This window comes from Halobellus litoreus (assembly GCF_024464595.1).
GTDB lineage: Archaea > Halobacteriota > Halobacteria > Halobacteriales > Haloferacaceae > Haloquadratum > Haloquadratum litoreum.
In genome coordinates, this window is the sequence record NZ_JANHAW010000002.1 from 1,019,199 (window position 1) to 1,045,144 (window position 25,946).

The window sequence follows — 25,946 nt, forward strand, 5'->3', positions numbered from 1 at the left end:
TGTAAAAGCTACCGGAGCGCGGACGGCGGGGAAGGACGAGGACAGCAGACGGCAGTTAGTGCGAGAACACCGGACGGTGGAGAGTATGAGAACAGCGGACGACGAGGCAGTGCGAGAAACGGGAGCGGCCTACTGGAGACCGAGCAGGTCGAACCCGTAGCCGTTGTCGTTCTCCACCGCGTGCTCGTAGACCACGTGGGCGGCCGCGACGTCCTGGATCGCCAGTCCCGTCGAATCGAAGACTGACACGCCGTCCTCTTCGGTCCGGCCCGGCTTCTTCCCGGTGACGATCTCGCCGACGGAGCCGTAGATGTCGTCGTCGTCGAGGACGCCCTCGCTCCAGGGGACGTTGATCTCGCCGGAGTGGGTCGTCTGCTCGTAGTCGTCGATCACGAGTTTCGCGTCCAGCAGGATCTCGTCGGCGATTTCGTGCTTGCCGGCGGCGTCGGCGCCCATCGCGTTGATATGGGTGTGCTCGCCGACCGAGTCCGGAGAGACGATCGGCGACTCGACGGGCGTGACCGTCGAGAGCACGTCGCAGGCGGCGGCCTCCGCGACCGTGCCGCCGCGGACGTCGTATTCGTCCTCGAACGTCGCGACGAATTCGGCGACGCGCTCCTCGTCGAGGTCGGAGATCACGACCGTCTCGATGTCTCTGACCTGCGATATCGCGCGGAGTTGCGTGTACGACTGGACCCCGGCGCCGACGATGCCGAGCGAGTCGGCATCGGGAATCGCGAGGTGATCGGTCGCGACGGCCGCCGCCGCGCCGGTCCGGAGCATCGTCAGTTCACGGCCGTCCATAATCGAGAGCGGCACGGCCGTCTCGGGATCGGAGTAGATCATCGTCCCCAACACCGACGGGAGGTCGAACTTCTCGGGGTTGTCCGGGTGGACGTTCACCCATTTCACGCCCGCGGCGTCCCACTCGCCAGCGTCCAGGTACGCGGGCATCGACCGGAAGTCACCGTTGTACTGCGGGAGGTCCACGTACGACTTCGCGGGCATCTGCGCGTCTCCGCGCTCGAAGGCGACGAAGGCGTCCTCGATCGCGGGCACGAGTTCCGACATCGACGCGTTCTGACGGACGTCCGTCCCGTTCAGTAGCAGCGTTTCCATACGCTCGCGTTCGTCGGTTTCGTACTTAATTCATCCTATTTCTGTATCCAATTTCACTTGAGCTCAAAAATAGAAATATTAGTCTAAATTATCCTCGTATAATCGAAGTGTAGAGAGGCCAGACAGAGATCCGTATCGGACCAGTGTACCAACGCGAGACGAGGCGCTGTCGGCGAAGTGCGTCGAAAGAACGGAAGAATACGATCGGTCGGGCCGACGAGACGATGCTGAGCGTCGAGAGGGCGAGTGGCCGGTTCAGACGGGCTTCACATCGCGCCGCCCATACCGCCCATACCGCCCATTCCACCCATGCCGCCGGCGCCGCCGGGCGCGCCGCCCTCGTCGCCGCCGTCGCCGCCGGTGCTCAGTTCGTCGGCGGCGATGATGTCGTCGATCTTGAGCACGAGGTTCGCGGCCTCGGTCGCCGAGGAGAGCGCCTGCTCCTTGGCGTGTGCGGGTTCGACGACGCCGGACTCGAAGGTGTCCTCGACGTCGCCGCTGAAGACGTTCAGGCCGGCGCGGGTATCGCCGTTCTCGTGGGCCTCACGGATTTTGACGAGCGTGTCGATGGAGTCGAGCCCGGCGTTCCCGGCGAGCACGCGGGGGACGAGTTCGACCGCGTCGGCGAAGGCCTCGACGGCGAGCTGCTCGCGGCCGCCGACGGAGCCGGCGTAGCTGCGGAGCCGGCGGGCGAGTTCGACCTCGATCGCACCGCCGCCGGCGAGGACGCGACCGTCGGAGACGGTCGTCGAGACGACGTCGAGGGCGTCCTCGACGCCGCGCTCGATCTCGTCGACGACGTGGTCGGTCGAGCCGCGCAGCAGCAGCGTGACGCCGTGCGACTCGTCGCCGAGCCCCTCGACGTAGAACAGCTCGTCGTCGCCGTCGCGGCGGACCGAGCCGTGGCCCAGGTCGGCCTGGGTGAGGCTGTCGAGGTCCGAAACGACGTTGCCGCCGACGACGTCGCGGAGGAACGCGATGTCGGACTTCTTCGTCCGGCGGACCGCGAGGATGCCCTCCTTCGCGAGGTAGTGCTGGGCCATATCGTCGATGCCCTTCTGGCAGAAGACGACGTCGGCGCCGGAGTCGACGATCTGATCGACCTTCTGTCGGAGCTGTTTCTCCTCCTGATCCAGGAACTGCTGGAGCTGGTCGGGGGACTCGATGTTGACCTGGGTGTCGACGTCGGTCTCCTCGATCTCGATCGGCTCGTCGAGCAGCAGGACGTCCGCCTCGTCGAACGCCGTCGGCATGTCGTCCTGAACGGGGTCCTTGTCGATGACGGCCCCGTTGAGGAGTTCCGACTCGCTGGTCGCGCGGCCGGTCTGCGTCTCGACGTTGACGTTCGCGAGGTCGACCACGTAGGAGCCGTCGTCGGCCTCGACCGTGACGGCCTCGACGGTTTTGACGACGAGCTCGGCGAGGAGTTCCTTGTTGAGTTCGGAGCTCTTGCCGGTCATCGAGGTCTCGGCGACCTTCTGGAGGAGTTCCGTGTCGCCGGGCTCGACGGACTCGGCGATGTCGTCGACCTGGTTGCGGGCCTCCTCGCTCGCGAGGTGGAAGCCCTTGATGATCGCCGTCGGGTGGATGTCCTGTTCGAGGAGGTCCTGCGCGTTCTTCAGGAGCTCACCCGCGATGGCGACGGCCGTCGTCGTCCCGTCGCCGGCCTCGTCCTCCTGGGTCTCGGCGACTTCAACGATCATCTCGGCCGTCGGGTTGTCGATGTCCATCTCCTGGAGGATGGTGACGCCGTCGTTCGTGATGGTCACGTCTCCCATCGAGTCGACGAGCATCTTGTCCATCCCTTTCGGACCGAGTGTCGAGCGTACGGCCTCGGAGACCGCTCGGGCGGCCTGAATGTTGTACTCCTGAGCGTCCTTGTCCTTGACGCGCTGGGCGTCCTCGCCCATAATGATCATCGGCTGACCTTGCTGCATTCGCTGACTCATAGACATCGACTGATTGTTTGTGATTCTATATAAAAACTTCGGAATCGGGGTGTATTCCCAACGGCAGAGAGACCCGTCCGAAACCACCGAAAGCCGCAGAAAACGGCCGCTGTGAGCCAGTACAGTATGACAACGAGTATCACTATAGATCGGTTCCGGTCCGACTCGGATGGAGATTTATATACGATGACTCGACCGGGTGGCGTACGTCCGAGTCATCCGACCACAGGGGTGTTTTCGGGGGACAGTCCGCAATGGATCGAACGAGGAATCTGGCAGGTGAAGATGTGACTGTGTGGCGTGCTCACTGTCGAAGAACGGATCGACGACCGCGCGCCGCTACGTCTCGTCCGGGAGTTCGTCGGCAACGAACGGCCGTTCCGAGGACGGCTCGAAGGGCGGAAGTTCCTCGTCGGCATCGAGCGCTTCGATCTCCTCCTCGTAGAGTTCTTCCTGGAGCTGGCTGCGCTTGTTCCGTCCCTTCCGCTCCCGGCCGTTTTTCGTGTCAGGCATTGTCATCCGTGTTGAGGTGTGCCACACGCATTAACTTTGTGTTGGCCACATTCACAACGGGATCCACTATTTCATACTATGTGACAGGTCCGCAGGTGACGGCAGCACGTGATCGACTCGCGTCCGCTCGACGACACGTCTCGCGGGGGAGTCGATTCGAGAAAGCGCCAGGACAGGGATTTGAACCCGATGGCGAGACTCGCTTCGCTCGTCTCGCGTGGTTCAAATCCTCTCGATGACGGCAGCACGTGATCGACTCGCGTTCGCTCGACGACGACACGTCTCGCGAGGGAGTCGATTCGGGAAAGCGCCAGGACAGGGATTTGAACCCTGGATCCCAGAGGGAACACGCTTTCCAGGCGTGCGCCTTACCACTCGGCCATCCTGGCTCAATCGAGGGTAGCCTACTGAGTAGTTTAAGTCCTTCCCTTCGTCGCCAATCGCGGTTCGGCGACGTAGGAAGCCACGGACACCACGCCCCCGAGGACGAGTGCGATGCCGAGCGCGCTCAGGACGTCGACACCGAGCGAACCGGCGAACAGTCGGTACCCCTGCACGAGAACGAGAAAAGCGAGTGCACCGACGAGCCCCCACAGGAGCGCCGATTTTGTTCGGTTCACGCCCGGACGGAGGCCCCGGATCGTCTAAAATCTCCCGAACGACCGGGCGACGAGCAGGACTGCTCATACGTCGGTACCGCCGGAGACGCGAGTGGCGAACGACCGTTCTCCCCGAGCGGCGACGTCCGGCAGAGCGGACCGCCGTCGACGGCCGTTACGCCAGCACGTCGACCGCGTAGCCGGCGGTTCTGAGCGCGTCCAGCACCTCGTCGATGTGGTCGTGACCGCGCGTCTCGATGTCGATCTCGACGTCTGCCTCGTTCATCGCGACGTCCCGGGAGGTCCGATCGTGCTGGATCGCGTAGATGTTCGCCCGCTGGTCGGCGATGATCTCCACGAGGTCCTGGAGCGCGCCCGGTCGGTCGCGGAGGACCGTCCGGATCTTCAGGTACCGGCCGGTCTCGACGAGACCGCGGACCAACACCGTCGTCAACTGGTTCGTGTCGATGTTGCCGCCGCACAGCGCCGGGACGATCGTCTCGCCCTCCTCGTAGTCGAAGTGCTCGAAGAGCAGCGCCGCGAGCGGGACCGCCCCGGCCCCTTCGACGAGCGTTTTCGCGCGCTCCAACAGGTACGTCAGCGCGACGGCGGTCTCCTCGTCGGAGACGGTCACCACCTCGTCGACGCGCTCGCGGATCACCTCGAAGGGGCGCTCGCCGACCTTCCGTGTGGCGATGCCGTCGGCGATGGTGTTCACGGCGTCGAGTTCCGCGATCGACCCGGTCCGCAGCGACTCCGGCAGCGACGCCGCGCCCTCGGCCTGGACGCCGATCACGCGCGTGTCCGGCTTCCGCGCCTTCACCGCCGTCGCGATTCCGGAGATGAGTCCGCCTCCGCCCACCGGGACGACGACGGTGTCGACGTCGGGGCAGTCGTCGACGATCTCGAGGCCGATCGTTCCCTGACCGGCCATCACTTCGTCGTCGTCGAACGCGTGAACGTAGGTCCGACCCTCCTCGCGTTCGATTTCGTGCGCTTTCGCCTGTGCCTCGTCGTAGTCCGCGCCGTAGAGGACCGTCTCGCCGCCGTAGCGCTCCGTCGCCTCCACCTTCGAGATCGGTGCGTGCTCGGGCATCACGATCTTCGAGTCGACGTCGGCCCGCGTCGCCGCGAGCGCGACGCCCTGGGCGTGGTTGCCCGCGCTCGCCGTGACGACGCCCGCGTCGCGCTCGGCCGGCGACAGGGTCGCGATCCGGTTCGTCGCCCCACGGAGTTTGAACGCACCGGTCCGCTGGAACGTCTCGAGTTTTAGGTGAACGTCCGCCCCGGTCATCTCCGAAAACGTGTAGGAGTACTCCAGCGGCGTCCACCGGACGACGCCGTCGATCCGCTCGCGGGCGGCCTCGACGTCGGCGAGAGAGAGCATTTCAGTCCCCCGTTCCACGTGGCTGGGCCTAAATGTTCTTCTTACACACTCGGCGACACCCGAGCGATCGCCGATCGTCGCCGGGACGGCGAATCGAGTCGGCGTCGCTCGCGAGTGTCAAAGGGGGAAAGGGGGGGAATGCACGCGTGTGACGTGCACTTGGGTATGGACCCGCGAGGTACATAAATATCCCCCACGCAGAGTGAAAGTGAAATCGGGTGACAGCGACGGCCTCCCTGCCGCTGTCTGACGGTTGTCGGCCGTCCGTCTGCCGCTGGGACGGGGGGTCGACCGCCGAGCGGCCGGCCGGTTTCCGCGCCGAAGTCCCCGCAGTTCGTCGATTGGGTCCCGACTCGCCGGAGAACCAGCAGCCTGAAGCGGAATCGACCCCTCGGCGGAGAAGAATGGACGTCGACCGACTGCGGTCCGTGTGGAGACGGATCTTCGCGCTCGCGTGGCCGGTGATGGCCGAACAGACCACGCGGACGCTGATGCGGACGGTCGACATCCTCGTCACGGCAGCGCTGTCGCCGGCGGCCGTGGTCGCGATCGGGCTCGCGGACCTGTTCGCGCGGTTTCCCCTCCGGATCGGGCTCGGGCTCGGCGGCGGTGCGATCGCGCTGTCGAGTCAGGACACGGGGAGCGGCGCGGACGCGAACCGGGACGAATCGGTCAGTCAGTCGCTAGTGCTGGGGTTTCTGATCGGCCTCCCGTTCGTCGCGCTCGGTGTCTTCGCCGGTCCCGCGCTCGTCGGACTCTTTCCGGCGAGCGACGACGCCGTCCGCCTCGGCGGCGCGTACCTCGCGATCGTCTTCGCCACCGCCCCGGCCCGTCTCCTCGCGATCATCGGCGCGCGCGCCCTCCAGGGCATCGGCGACACCGCGACGCCGATGTACGTCAACGTCTTCGTCAACGTCGTCAACGTCGCGCTCTCCGTCGGCCTCGGGTTCGGACTCCTCTTTCTCCCCGCGCTCGGCGTCCGCGGCGTCGCGTTCGGAACCGCGACCGCGAACGTCCTCTCGGCCGGCCTGCTGCTCGCGGCGATCTATCGCCCCGCCTCGCCGCTCTCCGCGACTCGGCCGACCGACCCGACGGTCGCCCTCCAGCTCGTTCGGGTCGGCCTTCCGCGGACGGCGGAGGGCGTGATCTCGGAACTCGCGGAGTTCCCGTTCAACGCCCTACTGCTCTCGCTCGGCCCCACCGCCGGCGCCGCCGCGTCCGCGGGCGGGGCCGCGCCGGGCGACGTCGTCAACGCCGGCTTTCAGGTCGGCCGCCGCGTGTACCAGCAGGTGACGGGACCGCTCTCCCGCGGATACAACATCGCCGCGAGCGTCCTCGTCGGGCAAGCCCTCGGTCGATCCGATCCGGCGACGGCCCGCTACGAGGGGTGGGCGACGGCGGCGCTGGCGCTGCTCTCGGTCGGGGGAATCGGCGGCCTGCTGGTCGCCTTCGCCGATTCCGTCGTAGCGGTCATCGGCTTCGGCAGTTCGCCCGACGCGCTCGCGTACGCCGCCGCCTTCGCGGTCGTCTACGGGCTCTCCGCCCCGGGACTCGCGCTGTTCAGCACGCTCTCGGGCGCGCTGCAGGGGGCCGGCGAGACGCGGCTCCCGTTCTACGCGCGGACGACCGGGATGTTCGGGTTCTTCGTGGGGTTCTCGTACGTCGCCGTCGAGTTCACCGCGTTCGGGCTTACGGGCGTCTACGCGGGCGTCGTCCTCGCGCACGTCTGGATGGGGGCGGTAATGGTGCTGGCGTTCCGCGACGCCGACTGGGCGGGGACGGCGGCCGGACTTCTGCGGGAGCGGGGGAGCGTCGCCGCCGACGAGGAATGAGTCGATTCCGCCGCGGTCCGAACGGGCGAAGGAGGGCCTAGCGGGACAATCGATGCTCAGTACAGAACGAGAAACCGCCCGAAATCGGCGGGGAGTCCACCTACCGGTCGTCGAGCTCGGGGAAGGTCAGGTCCTCGGGGCCGACGTAGCGCGCCCGCGGGCGGATCAGGCGGTTGTCCTCGTACTGTTCGAGGATGTGGGCGATCCAGCCGGCGACCCGGGACATCGCGAAGATCGGCGTATAGATGTCGATCGGAATGCCCATCTGGTAGTACGTCGACGCCGAGTAGAAGTCGACGTTGGGCGCGAGGCCTTTCTCCTCGGTGATGTACTCCTCGATGGCGACGGAGTAGTCGTACCACTTGGTGTCGCCGGCGGCCTCCGCCAGCGACTTCGACTTCTCGCCGAGGATCTTCGCGCGGGGGTCCTTGACGTTGTAGACCCGGTGACCGAACCCGGGGACGCGGCGGCCCTCCGCGAGCGCGTTCTCGACCCACTCGGTGGGACCGACGTCGCTTTCGTCGACCTCCTTCAGCATCCGCATCACGTTGGCGTTCGCGCCGCCGTGGAGCGATCCGGCGAGCGTGCCGACGGCCGAGGTGACCGCGCTGTGGAGGTCAGAAAGCGTCGAGGCGGTCACCATCGCCGAGAACGTCGAGGCGTTCAGGCCGTGGTCGGCGTGGAGGACGAGCGCCATATCGAAGGTCTCAGCGAGGACGTCGTCGGGTACCTCGTCGTTGAGCATGTAGAGGAAGTTCTCCGCGTGGTCGAGATCCGCCCGGGGTTCGACGGGATCGTCGCCCTGACGGATGCGCTGAAACGCGGCGAGGGCGGTCGGGACCTTCGCGGTGATCCGGCACGCCTTCCGGAGGTTCGCGTCGAGGTCGGTCACGTCCTGATGGTCGGCGTCGGCGTCGTACGCCGACAGCGTCGAGACGATAGTCCGGAGCGCGGCCATCGGGACCTCGTCGGCCTCCGCGAGCTTCCGGACCACGGAGTGCACCTCGTCGGCGAGCGTCCGGCGCTCGGCCATCCACGACTCGAAATCCGCAAGTTCCGCCGCGTCCGGGAGTTCGTCGTGCCAGAGGAGATAGACGACTTCCTCGTAAGAGGCCTCGCGGGCCAGCGCCTCGATCGGATACCCGCGGTAGACCAGTTTTCCGGCGTCGCCGTCGATGTAGCTCAGCTCCGACTCGGCGACGAGGACGCCTTCCAGCCCGCGCTTCAGGTCGTCTGACATACCTATTCAGTTCCCTTGCGTGTGAAAAAAGCGTTACCGTTTCCTGGTGTCGGAAGTCATTCCCCCGGACCGACGCCGCGAGCACCAAGCGTTTTTGCGCCCCACCGCGAACGGCGAGGTATGGATCCACAGGACGTCGAGTACGAACCGGTCAGCGTCAAGGAGGTGCTCGCGGAGATGAAAGACACCGCCGAGCTCCTCATCGACCTCTCGTACTCGGCCGTCCTCAACGGGAGCGACGAGATCGCCCGGGAGGTGCTGGAACTCGAAGGGCGGATGGACATCCTCCAGCTCCAGGGCCGGATGAGTCTCCTGATGGCCGCCCGGAGCCCCGAAGACGCCGAGCAGCTCGCCCCCGTCCTCGGCGTGATGGGAGCCGCCGAGAAGATCTCGAACGCCGCCGGCGACATCGCGAAGATCGTCCTCGAGGACATCGGGATGCCCGACGCGATCCGCACCGCCCTCCCCGAGGCCGTCGAGGTGCTGGTCCGCGCGAGCGTCGCCGAGGACTCACCCTACGCCGGCCGAACGCTCCGCGACGTCAATATGGAGACGGAGACGGGCGTGCGCGTCATCGCGATCCGACGCGAGTCCGTCACCGGGAAGCGGCGGTGGCTGATGAACCCCGGTCCCGACAGTCAGCTCCGGCCCAACGACTCGCTCCTGCTTCGGGGCCCTCGCGACGGGATCTCGACGGTCTACGAGTCGGCGTCGGGGGCTCGCTACGAGCCGCCGGCGGCGGTCGAACCGCCGATCGAGGACCTCGAACGCGCGATCGACTCGATCACGCTGATGAAGGACATGAGCGAACTCGCCGTCGACCTGGCCTACGGCGCGGTGCTGTTCGACAGCGAGGGCGTCGCCGAGGAGGTCAAGGAGTTGGAGGCAGAGGTCGACGCCCTGCAGTCGCGCTTCGAGGCGTGGACCCTCCGCGCGGCGGGCCGCGTCGAGGACCCGGTCAGCCTCCGCGGCCTCGTCCACCTGGCGTCGGCGACGGAGGTCATCTCCGACGCCGCCCTCGAGATCAGCGAGGGCATCTACCGCGGGATCGACGCTCACCCGGTCGTCGCCGCCGCCGTCGAGGAGTCCGACGAGGTGATCGTGCGGCTCTCGGTCGCGTCCGACGCGCAACTCGCGGGCACCACGCTCGGCGAACGGATGGTGAAGACCGAGACGGGGATGCGCGTCATCGCCGTCCGCCGCGGCGAGGACGCCGAGGAGTGGGTCGTCCAGCCAGGGCCGGAGACCGAACTCCGCGGCGGCGACGTCATCATCGCGAAGGGGACGCGAGCGGGTGCCGAACGGCTGAGCGAACTCGTCGGCGACGCCGAAGAGTTCGACGGGTAGCAGTTCGACGGTAGCAGTTCGACGGGCAGCGGCCTTCGATCGTGGGGGCGGCGGCACGGCCCGCCGGGGACGTCACAAGTCTCGTGCCAGCCGAACGGCCTCGACGACGGTCAGCACCGAGGCGACGAGCAGCGCCGTCGAGGTCGCGAGGACGAACGCGAGCACGAGAAACCAGCCCTCCGGACCCAGGACGGGGTACTCGCGCGTCCCCGCGAACGGCCCGAAGATCTCGAACACGCGGGCGAGGTAGGCGGCGACCGCCAGCGCGACGCCGGCGGCGACGCCGATGGTCGCGTTTCGCGGGACGGACAGCGCGCGGACCAACCCCGATTGCGGCGGCCGGTCGGGAACCTCTTCGCTCACGGTCGTCCCTTGCAGCGGGGTCGGCAAAGCGTCGTCGGTCGGCGGCGACCGCCGTCGGTCCCGGGCCGTGAGAACGGAACGTAGACCACGGGCAGCGGCGGAGACCGAACCCCTAAAGGTCGACCCCTCCGAGTGTCGGACAATGACGACACTCGGCACGGCGAGTGCGGCCCCCGGCGAGACCGACACGGGCCGTCTGGAAGTGGGCGAATCCCGCGACGGGTCGGCGGTTGGGCTTCCCTGTGCGGTCGTGAACGGCACTACCGACGGGCAGACGCTCTATCTGCAAGCGGCCTCGGACGGCGACGAACTGAACGGCGTCGGCGTCATCAGTCGCGTCGTTCCGCAACTCGATCCCACGGAGCTTTCGGGGACGATCCTCGTCGTGGGCATCGTCAACTACCACGCGTTCCAGGTGGCCGAGCACCGGAACCCGATCGACGACACGAAGATGAACCGCGCGTACCCCGGCGACGAGAAGGGGACCTCCTCCGAGCGCATCGCCGCGGCCACGTTCGACGCCGCGACGCGCGCGGATCTGGTCCTGGACCTCCACCAGGGTTCAACCTCGCGGATGATCGACGAGGTCCGCGTCCGCTGCGGCCGCCGACACCGCCTCCACGACGAGTGCCTCGAGCTCGCGAAGACGTTCGGCTGCGGGTACGTCCTCGACCAGAAGGGCCCCGAGGGGCAACTGGCCCGTGCGGCCCCCGACGAGGGCATCCCGACGGTGGATCCCGAACTCGGCGGCTGCGTCGGCTGGGACGAGGAGAGCATCCGGAAGGGCGTCGAGGGCGTGTTCAACGTTCTCCGGGAGTACGGCTTCCTCGGCGGCGACACGAACACGTCGCGACAGACCCGCGCGAAGGGGTTCGATCAGTACGGCTCGCCGAGCGGGGGGCTCGTCCGGTTCGAGGTCGACCTCGGCGACCGAGTGTCCGCCGGCGACCTGCTCTTCGAGGTGACCGACGCCTTCGGCGAACTGAAGGCCCGCGTGACCGCCAACAGCGACGGGGTGTTCTGGCGGACGCGCCGGCTCCCCCAGGTCGCGACCGGCGAGTACGTCTGCTCGGTCGGGACCAACGTCGACACGTACTGAGCGATCACCGAGGCTCACCGAACGATGTCACTCCCGCCCGCGCTCGAACTCGCCTGCTCGGCCTGCGACGAGACATACGACGAGTGGACGTGGCAGTGTGACTGCGGCGCGCCGCTTGACTTCGCGTCGCCGTCGTGCGCGCACGGCGGGCGGTCGGGAGAGCCGCCGGCATCGTGGGCGGACACCCGCGCCGGGCTGTGGTCCTTTCGGGACTTCCTCCCGGTCGATCCGCGCGTCACGCTCGGCGAGGGCCTGACGCCGCTCGTCGACGCTCCCGAGTGGGACGCGGCGTTCAAACTGGAGTACGTGTTCCCGACGGGCTCGTTCAAGGACCGCGGCGCGACGGTGACGCTCTCGGTCGCCGCCGAACTGGGCGTCGACCGCGTGGTCGAGGACTCCTCGGGCAACGCGGGCGCGGCCATCGCGACCTACGCGGCCCGTGCCGGCATCGACGCCGAGATATACGTTCCCGACGCCGTCAAGCCCGCCAAGCGCCGCGCGATCGAACGGACCGGCGCGACCGTCGTCCCGATCGCGGGGACTCGCGAGGACGTCACCGACGCTTGCGTCCGGGCCGTCGAGTCCGACGACGCGTGGTACGCCTCCCACGCCTGGAACCCGGCCTTCTTCGCGGGCACGGCGACGTTCGCCCACGAGGTCTGCGCCCAGCGGGACTGGACCGCCCCGGACGCCGTCGTGACGCCGCTCGGCCACGGGACGCTCTTTCTCGGCGCCTACCGCGGCTTCCGCGACCTCTACGACGCCGGGTGGATCGAGTCGATGCCGCGGCTCCTCGGCGCGCAGGCCGCCGGTGCCGCCCCGATCGCCGCGGAACGACACGGCGAGGCGGCGGCCGCCGGGGCCAACGACGTCGCCGACGGGATCCAGATCCGCGAACCGGTCCGGAAGTCGCAGATCCTGGCCGCGATCGACGACACCGACGGCGACGCCGTCGCGCTCGCGTCCGAGGCGGTCGAACGCGAACTCGACGCGCTCCACCGGCGGGGGTTCTACGTCGAACCCACCTGCGCCGTCGCGCCCGCGGCGCTTGAGGTCTACCGCGAGCGCGGCGTCGTCGCTCCCGACGACGACGTCGTGGTCGCGCTCACCGGGAGCGGGCTGAAAACGTAGTCGAGCCGACGAGGGTGTCGTATAGAAATCTCGTCACGCCGGTGCCGTCACGGCCTCGTGGCCGCACCAGCCGGGAGGTGGACCACACCCGAGAATCGAAGGGACTGCTTCGACTTCCTCGAAGATCGATCCACCTCTCCTCCCTCCGAGGTTTGATGATGATTCGAATGGTTAATCGTCCAGGCCACCAGTCGTAGTATCGTGACTGATTGGAGCGATCGTGTAGAATCCGGTTCGGAAATTCTGCGCCAACGGGCGGTTCGAATTCCGCTCCCGGATGTGGACGCAGAGCGGTCCTTCCATCAGAATATGATGCGAATTGCGGCCGCTGGCGACCGAAAGAGCAAGTTACTCGACGACCCGGACGTGCCGTTGACGGAAGTCTACGAGGACGAACTGGACGAGATGAGACAGAGTTTCGAACACCGCTTGCAACAGGTCGCTGGCGAGAACTACTACGATGTTGCAACCGCGTATCTCGACGGCGAGCGTGACGACTGGATCGGGGCACTCGCAGCGTACTACCTGGAGTGTTATTACCGCCTACAGGAACGCTACACGGTCGACGAGCAGATCTTCTTTTTACTAATCCTGCGGTACCCGGAGTCGTTCACTGTGAACCTCAGCTTTCTCACCGGCGATTTCGGCTCCGAGGGGGTCAGATACGAGTCCTCGACGCACGTCGGGGGCGATCTCAACGAGCACGATCGAGAACAGGTTCACGCCGACTGCCAGTACTCACAGCACAAAGCCGCAGAGTACCTTCGAGAGCACGTCGATTGCATTCGAGAAGCCGTCCCGGATCCGGACACGACCCCGTTCGAACAGCGCCGATACGGGGGGTTCGTGCATATCACGGGGAGGCAAGGACCGACGTTCGAGGAGATACTGGAGTCTCTCTCCCCGGACCCGGACCGGTTCGACGACGAACCGTCGACACCCGGCCTCGTTGCGGAGGGACCAGAGGCCAAACGAGCGAAGCGGGAGTTGCTCACCGACGCCGAGGTCGTGATCTGATCAGCGACCCCGCTGTACTGAACGATTCCCATCCGGGGGTGGCAAGCCTCAGATGACACCGACAGCGGGAGAAAAGCGACTTACCGGCGACCCGTCTGCTCGTCCCAATCGATCCACTCCTGTTCCCAGCCGGTCTTCGCGAAATATCCCGGCTCGCTCGCCCGCTGGGCCTCCTCCCGCTCGGTCCGATTGCGGGCGGGCGCGCTGCTCTGTTCACCGTCGACCAGCAGGGGTTTGAACGCCACCGGCCCGCACCGCTCGACGACCTCGCCGGCGTCGTCGACGACGGCGAGCGACTGCTCGGGGCCGCCCAGCGGGAGGACGAGTTTTCCCCCGGGTGCGAGTTGCTCGACCAGTCGCTGCGGGGGGTCGATCGCGGCCGCCTCGACCAGGATTCGGTCGAACGGCGCGTACTCAGAGAGCCCGCGCGCACCGTCGCGAGCGTCCACGAGGACGCCGCCGTAGCCGGCGGATTCGAGGTTCGATCGCGCGGCGTAGACGAGTCTGCGGTCGATGTCGACCGCGTGCACGCGCGTCTCGCCCACCATCTCGGCGAGGATGGCCGCCGTGTAGCCGACGCCCGCGCCGACGATCAGGACGTCGCCGGTCGAGCTATCGGTCGCCGATTCGGGGGCGTCCGCGACCGATCCGCCGGAGCGACCGGCGTTCCGCGCGTCGACGTCGAGCGCCGTCAGCAGGCGGGCGACCATCTCGGGAGCCAGAATCGTAGTGCCCTGCGCTTCGCCCCGGCCGTCGTAGGGCGCGTCGTCGACGAACGGCCGGCGGGGGACCGTCCGCATCGCGAGCGCGACGGCCTCGTCGACCGACAGCCGCTCCTCGAGGCCGTCGACCATCTCGGCTCGGAGGTCCCCGGGTTCCATACGTGCCGCTCGGGCGCGCGGCCTAATCAACTGCACGCTCCGGCCGTCGGACCGGTGGCAGCGGCACCGGACACTGCTCGTTCCTCGCTCGACGGTTCACCCCTGAATCCGAACGAAGCGGACGCCCCCGTGGTCGCTCCGCTCGAACGTGCCGTCCGCGCGCTTTTCGAGGAGGACCAGTTCCTGGTGAGCGTCGCCGACGGGCGCGACGATCCGGCCGCCGGCTCGGAGCTGATCCCGGATCGCGTCGGGAACGGACGGGACCGCGCACGTGACGTACGCGCCGTCGAACGGGGCGTGGTCGGGCCACCCTTCCCGGCCGTCGCCGACCCGCACCGAGACCCGGTCGTCGTAGCCGAGTCGGGCGAGCGTCTCGCGGGCCGCCGCGGCGAGGTCGGCGTCGTACTCGACGGAGTAGACGTGTCCCGCGGGGAGGAGTTCGGCCGTCACCGCCGCGTGGTAGCCGCAGCCGGTCCCGACCTCCAGCACGTCGTCCGCGGGATCGGGATCGAGCAGTTCGCTCATCAGCGCGACCATGTGCGGGGCGCTCACGGTCTGGTCGTTCCCGATCGAGAGCGGGCGGTCGCTGTAGGCGCGGTCGCGGCTCCTCTCGGGAACGAACTCGTGGCGCGGCACCCCGCGGAGCGCGTCGGCGACGCGGTCGCTCTCGACGTAGCCGCGACGGCGCAGTCGCTCGACGAGCGCTCGCCGCGCCTTCGCGTGTTCCCCGTTCACACGCGACGGTTGGCGCTCCAGCGAGTCGAAGCTTTCCCCGTAGCGGGACGGGACCGTCGGTTCGTCCGCGCGATCACGGGCCGAGTGCCCGTTCGACGGCGCTCGTGAGGTCGACGACGCAGAGCACCATTCCCGCGGCGACGACGAGCGCGACAGCGGCGACGAAGCCGACGAACCCCACGGCGTGGAACGTCCACGCGGGGAAGGCGAGTCCGGCCACGGCGACCGGGGCGGCGAGCGCGCCCGCGGCTACGAGGAGGGCGTAGGCGGCAGTTCGTGTCACTTCGGAGCTATTTTCTCGCGGTCTAGACGTAAGTGTACCGCCGAAACGTAGAATCCGGCTACCAGGCGGACCAGGCCGAGGTCGTCTGGTCGGTCCCGTAGAGTCGCTTGACGTCCTTCGCGTACACCATATCGCCCTCGTGGTCGAACTTCCCGTGGCGGTACTCCGGGGCGTCCTCGCGCACCTGAATCGCCTTGACGCGGAGTTCCTCGTCGCCGAAGGACTCGATCTCGCCGACGACGAACTCGTGGTCGCCGGGAAGCTGCAGGTCGAAACTCCGCGTGTCCTCGCGGTCGCCCGTTCCCTCCTTCGGATTGACGGTCACCTTCACCGTCACGTTGTCGACGGCGCGCGTCCAGAGCGTGTCGACGTCCTCGATCCTGGCCTCCTCGGTCCGCTCCTCGGGGCCGACTTCGATGCCCGTGATCCGGACGAGCATAATCGCCTCCTCGCTGTCGACGATGAACTCGTCCCCGACGGCGACGGTCTCGGCCGGCGGCGCGTCGACGGTCGTCGAGAACGACTCGTCGTCCTGGGAGACGACAACGTCGCGTTCGACCTCCGTCTCCGAGTCGACCTTGACCTTGTGGACGTGGCCGCACTCCGTGCACCGGACGGTGTGGCGGCCTCCACCCTCCTTCAGTACCTCGTGGACCGTCGGTTCGGCGGGCGAACAGGATGGACACTCGACCGCGATGCGGTCCTGTGGCGTGCTCATACGGCCTCGTACCCCGTCTGGCCGTAAAAGTCCGCCCTTCCACGGGTCGGCGTGGCAGGCGCTGGCGTGCGCCGATGCGCGGCGCGAGTCGCGGCGGATGCTGTGCTCAGCCTCGGCGGATCTCGTAGGCGGTGTCGCGCTCGTCGTCGTTCAGGATCCCGTCCTGCACCGTGAACTCGAACCCCGAGGCGATCTCCTCCTCGTAGACCAGTTCGCCGGCCTCCGCCGTGAAGGCCGAGAGGTCGCCGCGCTCGCTCGCAATCCAGACGAGGCCGTCCTCGACGATCGGCGGGTGCTCGACGACGCCGGCGACGCGGTTCTCCCACAGTTCGTCGCCCGTCTCCCGGTCGTAACCGAGGACGTACCCGCTCTCGGTGCCGACGAACACGCCGGTCTCGCCGACGCCGACGCCCGTGTTCACCGACCGACCCGTCTGGGCGGACCAATTCTCGTCGCCGTCGGGCAGCGTCAACGCGCGGACCGTCTCGCCGGGAACGAAGAGCGTCCCGTCGGCGGCGGCGAACTGGCTGAAACCCGCCGTCAATCGTCGTTCTTCGAGCAGTTCCCGCGTCGAGAGCCGGTATATCGACAGCCCGAACGTCTGCTGGACGAACAGTCGGTCACCGCGGGCGACGATCGCGTGGATGAACCCCTCCGAGAACTGGATCCGCCACCGCTCCTCGCCGCTCTCGGCGTCGAGGCCGACGACCAGCGGTTCCTGTTCGTCGCCGCTGCCGCTGCCCTGACTCGCGAAGACGACGGTCCCGTCGGTCACCGTCACCGCGCTGATCTCGTCGTGCAGTCCGTCCCCCGACTCCTCGTGCATCCACCGTTCCTCGCCGCTCTCGGGGTCGAGTGCGTACACTCTCCCGCCGGTATCGACCTCGTCTCGGGCCCTCGCACCGACGTACACGCCGGTGCCGTCGGCGTACAGGCCGTTCCGGAAGGTCGGACTGATCGAGAGGAGGTACCCGTCGGCAATCTCGGCCTCGAAGACGGTCGTCCCGTCGGGGCGGACTCGCCTGAGGCGGGTGAACCGCGGCCGGAAGAAGAAGTCGCCGTCAGCGGTCGTCACCGCACTGCTCGATCCCGACCAGGCCGGGACGAGTTCGATCTCGGAGGCCGGACCCGACGCCGTGGACTGTTCGCCGTCGTCCGTCGGTGTCGACCCTACCGATTCGGTCGTTCCCGATCCTCCCTGTTGGTTCGTCCCCGAGCCACCCTGTTCGTTCGTCTCCGTCTGCCCCGAGCTATCGGTGAGTCGGAGACACCCCGCCGTCGCGACGCTTCCGATGCCCGCGCAGCCCGACAGCAGGCGGCGGCGGGACCACGTTCGATCTGTCGCCATCTGTCCCTACCTTGGGGCGTCCTGACTTAAATACGAGGAACCGTCGAGTGCGGCACGGCAGTGTTCCGGACCTGCGCGGCCCGGCTGGTCGGCGAGCGAACGGGGCTCGTCGGAGTGGAGTGGGAGTCTTTATTGTAACCGCCTGACGGGATGTCGTATGGACCGCCGTCAGGTGTTGGCGACGTTCGGGGTGGGGATCGGTGGATTGAGCGGCTGTCTGCGACTCACGGGCGCGGACGACGGCTCGACGTCGACCGGCGAAGCAGACGCGTCCACGGACGGACAGTCGACAGGCGGGGACGGGGGAGCCTCCGAAGGAGAGCCGGCGGGCGACGTGACGCTGACGGAGAACTGGAGTGCGGACCCGGGCATCGACTTCGCCTGGGTAGAGAACGGGCGGATCTACTTCAACGATTACAACGGGGCGGCGTCTGCGAGCCACGGCGGCGGCATCAACTGGGAGGCCGAGGTGACCTACGAGGGATTCGAGGACAACTTCGGTGCCGACGCGTTCGCGATCGGCGACGACCACGTCACCTTCGGCTACAGACCCGACACGGAGGTCGACGAGACGCTCGGCAGTCACTTTCACACCTTCGATACGGGAACGGGTGAGGAAGTGTGGAGCTTCGCCGCGCCCGACGACGGCAAACACAACTTCTCGACCGGTGCGACGAGGGTTTCCGACACCGTCGTCGTCACCGCGGGCAGTTTCGGTGCGCCGCGCGAACAGGAGCCGCTCGTCATCGGCCTCGACGCCGAGAGCGGCGAGGAGCGGTGGCGGACCGACAAGTCGACGCTGCCGACCACGTTCGTCAATTTCGTCGGTTCCTACGCGGGCGAGGTGTACGTGGGAATGCAGTCCGACGGGGTACAGGTGCTCGATCCCGAGACCGGATCGCTGACCGAGGTCCACGAGTCGTGGTCCGTCGCGAGAGGCTGGGGAAGAACCTGGGGACAGATACACGGTGACACGCTCTTTGCGGCCGACCGCGGGACCTCGGAGAACGAGACTGTCCTCCACGCGTACCCGCTGGGTTCCAACGGTCGCGAGTGGTCGGGGAGCTTCGAGGGCAACGTCACGGTCGGCCCCGTCGTCGACAACTCGCTCGTCATCGTCGGTACGGAGGCCGGAACCGTGTACGTGTTCGACCGCTCGACCGGAGAGACCCTGTGGGAGGTGGGAATCGAGGGGAGCGTCGGTGCAGTCGATGCGTCGGCTGCTCACGTGTGGGTCGGCGATATGGAGACGGGGATCACCGCGTACGACCGAGCCGACGGGACGCGCGTACACCGCTCGACGAAGCCCCTAGGCGGGGACGACATCGCCGTCTCCGACGACGTGTTACTCCTCGGCGGAAGCGACGTCCACGCCTACTGGATCGAGTGAGGGGCCTTCTCGTCTCGCGGTTTCACCGCTCGACACTCGGGAGGTCTACGACCTCCCCGCTCGCTCACCGAGGAAGCTCTACTTCCTCGCCGTCTCGCGGTTTCACCGCTCGACATTCGGGAGGTCTACGACCTCCCCGTCCGCCCACACGGTCGGCTCCCGAATGATCCCGTCGAGGTGCAGCGGCGCGTCGGTGTCGCCGCCGATCCCCGCGTCGTCGCCGATGGCGACGTGGACCGTCCCCGCCGCCTTCTCGTCTAGGAGAACCGACCCGACGAGGTCGGTCACGCCGACGTTGGTCCCGATCCCTAACTCCGCGAGGTTGTAGGCGTCGCGGCCGACCGCCTCGGCGGCCGCCTCGACCTGCCCGCGGATCTCGTCGTCAGATATCTCGGTCACGTAGCCGTCCTCGACTTCGAACCGGAGTTCCTCGCCCTCGTCGAGCAGGCCGTGCGGCCGCATCGTCCCGTCGACGACGTAGGTCCCGTTCGCGTTCGTCGGCGAGACGAACACCTCGCCCGCGGGTAGGTTCGAGAAGTCCCCGGCGTCGTGGACGATGCCTGTGTCGGTGTTCCACTCCCGGTCGCCGGGCTCGAACGTGATGTCCGTCCCCGCAGGTGCGGTCACGCGGATCTCGTCGGCGTCTGAAACCTGCGCGAGCACGTCCCGGCAGTGCTGGGCGATGGCGTCGTAGTCGGCGTCGAGCCCCGTGAGAAACACGTCCTCGGTGATTCCGGGCAGCGTCGCCCCGCGAGCGCCCGCGTCGCAGGCGTTCCCGCGGGCGCGGGTGTGACTGATGCTCTTCGTCGTCGGCGCGAGGAACACGTCCGCCTCGGCCATCGCGGCCGCCACCGGCCCCGGCGGCTCCTCGCCGTGCTGGTCGCCCGGGGGGTACTGAAGGATCGTCGTCTCGTCTGCGACCGCCGAGGCGGCCTCGTAGAGGGCTTCGCCGATGGGTCGCCGCTCGTCGTCGGTGACGATCACGCACGATTCGGCGGCGTCGAGCGCCATACACTGCTCGACTGCCGTGGTCGCGGCGGTCGCGAGTCCGTCGTTCGACATACCGTCGTCTGGGTACCCCGTGGAGTTAGACGTTCGGATCGGTGTCGGGCCGAACGGCCGAGCGATCGCTCTCGCGGGACGCCGACGGGTTCTTCACCCGGTACTCGGATCCGGGGAAATCGACCGCGTTACTCGACGAGGAGTTAATTTCTCCCCGTTAGGCTCCGAAATAACTATGCGTGTGCTCGTCGGATATTCCCCTAATGATACGAGTGGGTGTCAACGGCTACGGAACGATCGGGAAACGCGTCGCCGACGCCGTCGCGGCCCAGCCAGATATGGAAGTCGCGGGCGTCGCCAAGACGCAACCCAACTTCGAGGCCCACACCGCCGTCGAGCGCGGCTATTCGATGTACGCGGCGATTCCGGAACGAGCGCCGCTCTTCGGCGACGCCGGCATCGAGACCGCGGGCGTCGTCGACGAACTGGTCGCCGACGCCGACGTGATCGTCGACGCCACGCCCTCCGGAATCGGCGCGGAGAACCGATCGCTGTACGCCTCCTACGACACGCCCGCGATCTTCCAGGGCGGCGAGGACGCGAGCGTCGCCCAGGTGAGTTTCAACGCCCGGGCGAACTACGACGCCGCCTGGGGAGCGGACTCCGTTCGCGTGGTCTCCTGTAACACGACGGGACTCTCGCGGCTCGTCGCACCGCTCGACGAGGAGTACGGCGTCGAGAAGGTCCGCGCGACGCTCGTCCGACGCGGCGGCGACCCGAGCCAGCACTCCCGCGGACCGATCAACGACATCCTCCCGAACCCGATCGAGATCCCCTCCCACCACGGCCCCGACGTCCAGACCATCTTCCCCGACCTGTCGATCGACACGATGGGGCTGAAGGTGCCGGCGACGCTGATGCACGTCCACGCGGTCAACGTCACGCTCGAATCCGACGTGACGGCCGCGCACGTCCGCCAGCTCCTCGAGTCCCAGTCGCGGATCTACGTCATCCCGGAGGGCCTCGGCCTCGACGGTGCCGGGAAGCTGAAGGACTTCGCGCTCGACGCCGGCCGGCCGCGCGGCGACCTCTGGGAGAACTGCCTGTGGGGCGAGTCGATCGCGACCGAGGGCCGAGACCTCTATCTCTTCCAGGCGGTCCACCAGGAGTCCGACGTCGTCCCCGAGAACGTCGACGCGATCCGCGCGGTGACAGAGAGCGCCGACGCCGAGGAGAGCATCGAGCGGACGAACCGGACGATCGGAGTCGGCCTCGCGGGCGACCCGTCGGGCTTCAACGACTCCGACCGAGTCGGCGCCGAGGCCGCGGACGACTGACCAGTCCGGCTCGACTACGCGGTCTCGATCCACCGACCGACCACGACTCTCTGATTCTCCAGGTACTGACCGGATTTATTAGTCCCTGCATCGTGGGCGGATTCGTGACCGACGACGACCAGTCCGCCGATCCCGGGTCGGCCCGGTCCGACCGCGACAGTCGGGCGACGCGCGGATTCGAGGACGACCTCGGGGACGGCGAGCACGAGATCGATTCGTCGGACGAGGAGCTGCAGCGCCTCCTCGAGGAGTTCGACGCGCTCGCAGAGACGGTCGACTCCCCGGAGGAGCGAGCGCGGGTCCGGACCGCCCGGCGCGCCGCTGTCGCCGCCGCAGCGGAGGCCCCCGTGTTCGGTCGGGTCATCCGCGGCTTCGACCGGAGCGACCTCGCGGAGGCGTTCCTGGGATCGTTTCTGTTCGGGGTTCCGATGTTCGTCGAGGGGGGTACGAACGAGGTTGGAGCGTTCCTCGCAGGCCGGCCGCTCTTGCTCGCCGGGACGCTCCTCGGCGGGATCGCGCTCGTCGTCTCGATCCTCTACGTCGCGGAGATACAGGACGTGCGCGTTCAGGATCCGTTCTTCGGCGTGATTCCCCGGCGGCTGGTCGGCGTTCTCGGCGTCTCGTTTCTCACCGCCGTCGTCGCGATGACCGCGTGGGGACGCGTCGCGTGGTCGGAACCGGCCCTGGCGTTCGCGACGGTAGTGGTCGCGTTCGTCCCGATGAGCGTCGGGGCGGCGCTGGGCGACATCCTCCCGGGGACGTGAGGGTTTTCTCGCGGGTGGTAGCGCCCGATCGGCGCTTCCCCCTCCCCTGAACGAAATCCCGGGGCGACGCCGTTCGGACTACGGCGTGACCTCGGCGAACGTCACGTCGCCGGCGTCGGTCTCGAAAAGGGCGACGTGGTAGGCGTCGTCGGCACCGGGGAACGGCAGGCCGCCCGGGTTAACGTGGACCGTCCCGTCGCGCTCTTGGTGGGTCCGCTGGTGGGTGTGCCCGCGGACGACGTAGTCGTACGTGCCGCAGTCGAGGAGCGCGTCCACGAGGCGCTCGCTCGTCCCGTGGTAGACCGCGACGTCGACCTCGCCGTCCGGCGCGTCGAAGGTCAGGTGGGCGCTCTCGCCGTGGTACGTCCCGAACTCGTCGATCGTGTCGGCCAGGGCCCACTCGCCGTCGTTGTTCCCGCGAACGGCGTGGAAATCGAAACCGGCGTCGAAGACCGCCGCCGTGAAGGGCGCGACGACGTCCCCGCAGTGGACGACGGCGTCGACGCCCTCGGCTTCGAACGTTTCGACCGCGCTCCGCGCCAAATCGAGGTTGTCGTGGGTGTCCGAACAGAGTCCGACGAGCATACTCCGGGTTCGAGTGTCTCCCGCTTCAGCGCTTCGGCGGTAGAGCTAGAATGCGGCTCGGGAGAGTCGCCCCCGGATCAGTCCCGCTTCAGCGCCTCGACGCCAGCCAGCGGTTGCCCGGTCAGCGCCCGGATGTACGCGCCGCCGGCGATCGAGACGTGTCCGAAGTTGGCCTCGTCCATCCCGTACATCCCGATGGCGCGGGAGGTGTCGCCGCCGCCGACGACCGAGAAGCAGTCCGTCTCGGCGATGGCTTCCAGCACCGTCACGGTCCCGACCGAGAAGCGCTCGTCCTCGAAGACGCCGAGCGCGCCCTTCACGAAGACCGCCTCGGAGTCGCGGACCACGTCGGCGTACCCCTCGGCGGTGTCGGTGCCGACGTCCAGGAAGGAGACGTCCTTCTCCTCGATCGCGTCGACGTCGATCTCGGCGCGCTCGCCGTCCTCGTCCTCGTAGGCGAGGTCCGTCGCGAGCGTGATCTGGTCGCCGCACTCGTCGAGCATCGCCTCGACGACCGCGTGGTTCGCCTCCCACTGGGAGTCGTAGAGGTCGGCGTCGGGGTCGAGGTCGAACCCGACCGGGTGGCCGGCCGCCCGGAGGAACAGTTCGCCCGCGATGCCGCCCAGCAGGAAGTCGTCGACTGTGGTCCCTAAATTGTTCATCACGTCGATCACGTCGGTGGCCTTCGTGCCGCCGACGACCATCGTGACCCGACCGTCGAACTCCTTCGCGGCGATGGCGGTGTTGGCCTCGTACTCGGTCTCCATCACGCGGCCGGCGTACGCCGGGAGGACGAGCGGGAAGCCGACGAGCGACGCGTGCGAGCGGTGCGCTGCGGAATAGGCGTCGTTGACGTAGGCGTCGAAGTGCGGCGCGAGCGCCCGCACGAACTCCGTCTCGGCCTTGGTTTCTGGGTCCTCCTCGGGCAGTTCGTCGTCGCACATCCGCGTGTTCTCGAGGAGGAGGATCTCTCCCCCGCCGAGTCCCTCGATGGCGTCGATCGCTGTTGTTCCATACGTGTCTGCGACGAACCCGACGTCGCGGCCGAGGTGTGAGGCGAGGATCTCGGCGTGGCCCGACAGGGAGACGAAGTCGTCGCGGCCGGGGCGGCCCTGGTGCGCCAGGAGCACGACGCGGTGGCCCGCCTCGGCGAGTTCGCGCACGGTCTTCGCGTGGCGCTCGAAGCGGCGGTTGTCCTGTGGCTCGCCGTCGACGATCGGGGAGTTCAGATCGAGACGGACGAGCACGCGCTGTTCGGGTGGGAGGTCGTCGAGCGTATCGAACGTGGATGTGGCGGTGGATTCGGACATACGTCTCTGTCTGGGAGTGTCGTGAGGTGATTACTTAGTCGTGGTCGAAGTCGGGTCGGTTCGGGGGCGATCGCCGGCGGAGCAGGGCCGGGGCGAGCGCGGGATCCGTGGTGACCAGCAGCGCCTGGCCGGGGCGAGCGCGGGACCGCCGCGTCAGCCGTAGATGACGTAGTGCGCGACGTCGAGCATCCGGTTGGAGAAGCCGTACTCGTTGTCGTACCACGTCAGGATCTTGTAGAGGCCGCCGTCGTTGACGGCGTTCGTCGAGTTCAGGTCGACCGTCGAGGAGAAGGGCAGCCCGAGGATGTCGGTGGAGACGACCTCGTCGTCGGTGTAACCGAGCACGCCCGCGAGCGGGCCCGCGTCGGCGGCGTCGCGGAAGGCGTCGTTGATCTCCTCGGTCGAGGGCGTCGAATCGAGGGAGACGACCAGTTCGGTGATCGAGCCGTTCGGGACGGGGACGCGAATCGCCATCCCGTCGAGTTTCCCTTCGAGTTGTGGGAGGATCTCGGTCGTCGCCGCTGCGGCCCCCGTCGAGGTAGGGACGATGTTCTCGGCGGCCGCCCGGCCGCGGCGCGTCTTCGACATCGGGCCGTCGACGAGGTTCTGGCTGCCGGTGTAGGCGTGGACCGTCGTCAGCAGGCCGCTCTCGATGCCGAACTCGTCGTCGAGCACCTTCGCGACGGGGCTGATGGAGTTCGTCGTACAGGAGGCGTTCGAGATCACGTCCTCGCCGTCGTACTCGTCGTGGTTGACGCCGTAGACGAGCTGTTTGACGGGCTCTTCACCCTTCGGGGGCGCGGAGATGATGACCTTGTCCGCGCCGGCTTCGAGGTGCGCGGAGGCGTCCGCCTTCGTGCGGAAGATGCCGGTACACTCCAGGGCGACGTCGACGTCGAGGTCGTCCCACGGGAGGTTCGTGGGATCCTGGACGTTGTACAGCGGAACCGTCGTGTCGCCGGCGACGAGGCTGTCGCCCTCGCGTGCGACGTCGTCTGCGCGGCCCATCACGGTGTCGTACTTCGCGAGGTACGCCATATCGTCGAAGTCCATCACATCGTTGATGCCGACGAGTTCGACGTTCGGGTGGTCCCGTACCGCCCGGAAGACGTTGCGGCCGATTCGACCGAAACCGTTCAGGCCGACGCGGACGGTCTCCGAGTCGGCGGCGGCTTGCCCGGTGCTCACATTCGATCGTTCACTCATATCTGAGTACACTTCACCCTCCTACTTGAATCCCTGTGTCATTGAATTCGAGCGGGAAAGAGAGAAATTCGACGGGTACGGCACCTCAGTCATCAGTATTGTCTCCCCGAGTCCGGTTTTCCTCTCGGGGAGCGTAGACGGCCCCAATCACGAGAGCGCAGAATCAATCAGGGCAGAGCAGATATCGGATACGACTCGGACAGAATCAGTCACGCCTGGTCGGTGTCAGACCGCGCTTCGTCGGAAACAGCCGCGCGAATCGAAAGGCCGCGAAGGAAGAGCGGGCCGTCGAACGACCGGCGCCGATCGAGAATGCTACTAGATCCCGCCGGGGGGAGAAGGCTTTTCATCGGAACCGACCTAAGGGCTGACGATGAGAGACGACCGCGACGACCCGTTCGACGACTTCTTCGACGGAATCGAACGGATGATGGACGAAATGACCGGCAGCGACGCCACCGGATTCGCCTCCGAGACGCACGTCGACGTCTACGACGAGGGCGAAGAACTCCGGCTCGTCGCCGACCTCCCGGGCGTCACGAAGGACGCCATCGAACTCAAGTGCGACGGCGAGGTCCTCACGATTTCCGCCGCCGGCGACCGTCGCGAGTACGACGAGCGCATCCGACTCCCGGCCCGCGTCGACGAGCACAGCGCGAGCGCGTCGTTCAACAACGGGATCCTCCAGGTGACGCTCGAAAAGGTCGACGACTCGGCGTCGATCGACCTCGACTAACCCCGTCGCGCTCAACGGGCCCGCTGGCAGCCGCTCACGGCGGCGTGAACGGTCT

At 67.6% G+C, this 25,946-nt stretch carries 25 protein-coding genes and 1 tRNA gene; 9 read left to right on the forward strand and 17 right to left on the reverse strand.

Going from position 1 to position 25,946, the window contains the following annotated elements; all coding sequences use genetic code 11:
• Nucleotides 1-129: 129 nt before the first annotated feature.
• The 6 genes from NO360_RS12730 to ilvA all read right to left on the reverse strand — a co-directional run bounded on the left by NO360_RS12730 (nt 130) and on the right by ilvA (nt 5,567).
• On the reverse strand, nt 130-1,119 hold the full coding sequence (locus tag NO360_RS12730; RefSeq protein WP_256308184.1) for an ornithine cyclodeaminase family protein: 990 nt from the start codon (nt 1,117-1,119) through the stop codon (nt 130-132).
• A 266-nt stretch (nt 1,120-1,385) separates the two neighbouring features.
• Nucleotides 1,386-3,038: a thermosome subunit beta gene (gene thsB, locus NO360_RS12735; RefSeq protein ID WP_256308534.1), complete on the reverse strand. Its 1,653-nt coding sequence runs from the start codon at nt 3,036-3,038 to the stop codon at nt 1,386-1,388.
• 369 nt (nt 3,039-3,407) lie between these two features.
• On the reverse strand, nt 3,408-3,581 hold the full coding sequence (locus NO360_RS12740) for a hypothetical protein (RefSeq protein WP_256308185.1): 174 nt from the start codon (nt 3,579-3,581) through the stop codon (nt 3,408-3,410).
• Between the two features lie 308 nt (nt 3,582-3,889).
• A tRNA-Ser gene (locus NO360_RS12745) sits at nt 3,890-3,970 on the reverse strand.
• A gap of 27 nt (nt 3,971-3,997) precedes the next feature.
• Complete coding sequence (locus NO360_RS12750) at nt 3,998-4,201, reverse strand: DUF7981 family protein (protein ID WP_256308186.1); 204 nt, start codon at nt 4,199-4,201, stop codon at nt 3,998-4,000.
• A 154-nt stretch (nt 4,202-4,355) separates the two neighbouring features.
• Nucleotides 4,356-5,567 (reverse strand): threonine ammonia-lyase, encoded by a 1,212-nt coding sequence (ilvA, locus tag NO360_RS12755; protein WP_256308187.1) that lies wholly within the window; start codon nt 5,565-5,567, stop codon nt 4,356-4,358.
• Nucleotides 5,568-5,971: 404 nt separating this feature from the next.
• Here ilvA and NO360_RS12760 point away from each other — a divergent pair, with 404 nt between their 5' ends.
• Nucleotides 5,972-7,399, forward strand: coding sequence for an MATE family efflux transporter (locus tag NO360_RS12760; protein WP_256308188.1), 1,428 nt, complete (start codon nt 5,972-5,974; stop codon nt 7,397-7,399).
• A gap of 100 nt (nt 7,400-7,499) precedes the next feature.
• Here the strand turns inward: NO360_RS12760 and citZ are convergent, their stop codons facing one another.
• On the reverse strand, nt 7,500-8,639 hold the full coding sequence (gene citZ / locus NO360_RS12765; RefSeq protein ID WP_256308189.1) for a citrate synthase: 1,140 nt from the start codon (nt 8,637-8,639) through the stop codon (nt 7,500-7,502).
• 120 nt (nt 8,640-8,759) lie between these two features.
• Between citZ and NO360_RS12770 the strand changes: the two genes are divergently transcribed.
• Nucleotides 8,760-9,986: a potassium channel family protein gene (locus NO360_RS12770; protein ID WP_256308190.1), complete on the forward strand. Its 1,227-nt coding sequence runs from the start codon at nt 8,760-8,762 to the stop codon at nt 9,984-9,986.
• Between the two features lie 72 nt (nt 9,987-10,058).
• Here the strand turns inward: NO360_RS12770 and NO360_RS12775 are convergent, their stop codons facing one another.
• Nucleotides 10,059-10,349 carry a DUF7536 family protein gene (locus NO360_RS12775; RefSeq protein ID WP_256308191.1) on the reverse strand — a complete coding sequence of 97 codons (291 nt, stop codon included), beginning with the start codon at nt 10,347-10,349 and terminating at the stop codon, nt 10,059-10,061.
• 142 nt (nt 10,350-10,491) lie between these two features.
• Here NO360_RS12775 and NO360_RS12780 point away from each other — a divergent pair, with 142 nt between their 5' ends.
• From NO360_RS12780 to NO360_RS12790, 3 genes are all read left to right on the forward strand, one after another.
• Nucleotides 10,492-11,448: a succinylglutamate desuccinylase/aspartoacylase family protein gene (locus NO360_RS12780; protein ID WP_256308192.1), complete on the forward strand. Its 957-nt coding sequence runs from the start codon at nt 10,492-10,494 to the stop codon at nt 11,446-11,448.
• Nucleotides 11,449-11,472: 24 nt separating this feature from the next.
• Nucleotides 11,473-12,579, forward strand: a complete 1,107-nt coding sequence (locus tag NO360_RS12785) for a pyridoxal-phosphate dependent enzyme (RefSeq protein ID WP_256308193.1) — start codon at nt 11,473-11,475, stop codon at nt 12,577-12,579.
• 201 nt (nt 12,580-12,780) lie between these two features.
• Nucleotides 12,781-13,596, forward strand: a complete 816-nt coding sequence (locus NO360_RS12790; RefSeq protein ID WP_345780197.1) for a hypothetical protein — start codon at nt 12,781-12,783, stop codon at nt 13,594-13,596.
• A gap of 80 nt (nt 13,597-13,676) precedes the next feature.
• Here the strand turns inward: NO360_RS12790 and NO360_RS12795 are convergent, their stop codons facing one another.
• The 5 genes from NO360_RS12795 to NO360_RS12815 all read right to left on the reverse strand — a co-directional run bounded on the left by NO360_RS12795 (nt 13,677) and on the right by NO360_RS12815 (nt 17,561).
• Nucleotides 13,677-14,477, reverse strand: coding sequence for a protein-L-isoaspartate O-methyltransferase family protein (locus NO360_RS12795; RefSeq protein WP_256308195.1), 801 nt, complete (start codon nt 14,475-14,477; stop codon nt 13,677-13,679).
• 96 nt (nt 14,478-14,573) lie between these two features.
• Nucleotides 14,574-15,212, reverse strand: a complete 639-nt coding sequence (locus tag NO360_RS12800) for a protein-L-isoaspartate(D-aspartate) O-methyltransferase (RefSeq protein ID WP_256308196.1) — start codon at nt 15,210-15,212, stop codon at nt 14,574-14,576.
• Between the two features lie 73 nt (nt 15,213-15,285).
• Nucleotides 15,286-15,495, reverse strand: a complete 210-nt coding sequence (locus tag NO360_RS12805; RefSeq protein WP_256308197.1) for a hypothetical protein — start codon at nt 15,493-15,495, stop codon at nt 15,286-15,288.
• A 58-nt stretch (nt 15,496-15,553) separates the two neighbouring features.
• The gene (locus NO360_RS12810) at nt 15,554-16,213 is read right to left on the reverse strand and encodes an HVO_0476 family zinc finger protein (protein WP_256308198.1); all 660 of its coding nucleotides are present in this window, start codon (nt 16,211-16,213) and stop codon (nt 15,554-15,556) included.
• 106 nt (nt 16,214-16,319) lie between these two features.
• Complete coding sequence (locus tag NO360_RS12815) at nt 16,320-17,561, reverse strand: outer membrane protein assembly factor BamB family protein (RefSeq protein ID WP_256308199.1); 1,242 nt, start codon at nt 17,559-17,561, stop codon at nt 16,320-16,322.
• A 157-nt stretch (nt 17,562-17,718) separates the two neighbouring features.
• On the opposite strand from NO360_RS12815, the gene NO360_RS12820 reads away from it, so the two are divergent.
• Nucleotides 17,719-18,951, forward strand: a complete 1,233-nt coding sequence (locus NO360_RS12820) for an outer membrane protein assembly factor BamB family protein (RefSeq protein WP_256308200.1) — start codon at nt 17,719-17,721, stop codon at nt 18,949-18,951.
• A 102-nt stretch (nt 18,952-19,053) separates the two neighbouring features.
• Here NO360_RS12820 and NO360_RS12825 read toward each other — a convergent pair whose 3' ends face one another.
• Nucleotides 19,054-20,013 (reverse strand): aminopeptidase, encoded by a 960-nt coding sequence (locus tag NO360_RS12825; RefSeq protein ID WP_256308201.1) that lies wholly within the window; start codon nt 20,011-20,013, stop codon nt 19,054-19,056.
• 203 nt (nt 20,014-20,216) lie between these two features.
• Between NO360_RS12825 and NO360_RS12830 the strand changes: the two genes are divergently transcribed.
• Entirely contained in the window at nt 20,217-21,290 is a 1,074-nt protein-coding gene (locus NO360_RS12830) for a type II glyceraldehyde-3-phosphate dehydrogenase (protein WP_256308202.1), read from the forward strand.
• Between the two features lie 209 nt (nt 21,291-21,499).
• Nucleotides 21,500-22,054: a DUF2391 domain-containing protein gene (locus tag NO360_RS12835; protein ID WP_390281756.1), complete on the forward strand. Its 555-nt coding sequence runs from the start codon at nt 21,500-21,502 to the stop codon at nt 22,052-22,054.
• Nucleotides 22,055-22,132: 78 nt separating this feature from the next.
• Here the strand turns inward: NO360_RS12835 and NO360_RS12840 are convergent, their stop codons facing one another.
• From NO360_RS12840 to gap, 3 genes are all read right to left on the reverse strand, one after another.
• The gene (locus tag NO360_RS12840; protein ID WP_256308204.1) at nt 22,133-22,639 is read right to left on the reverse strand and encodes a metallophosphoesterase family protein; all 507 of its coding nucleotides are present in this window, start codon (nt 22,637-22,639) and stop codon (nt 22,133-22,135) included.
• Nucleotides 22,640-22,716: 77 nt separating this feature from the next.
• Complete coding sequence (locus tag NO360_RS12845) at nt 22,717-23,949, reverse strand: phosphoglycerate kinase (RefSeq protein ID WP_256308205.1); 1,233 nt, start codon at nt 23,947-23,949, stop codon at nt 22,717-22,719.
• 153 nt (nt 23,950-24,102) lie between these two features.
• Nucleotides 24,103-25,155, reverse strand: a complete 1,053-nt coding sequence (gene gap, locus NO360_RS12850; RefSeq protein ID WP_256308206.1) for a type I glyceraldehyde-3-phosphate dehydrogenase — start codon at nt 25,153-25,155, stop codon at nt 24,103-24,105.
• Between the two features lie 373 nt (nt 25,156-25,528).
• Here gap and NO360_RS12855 point away from each other — a divergent pair, with 373 nt between their 5' ends.
• A complete protein-coding gene (locus NO360_RS12855; RefSeq protein ID WP_256308207.1) occupies nt 25,529-25,891 on the forward strand; it encodes an Hsp20/alpha crystallin family protein in 363 nt (120 codons plus the stop codon).
• The last annotated feature ends 55 nt before the right edge of the window (nt 25,892-25,946 follow it).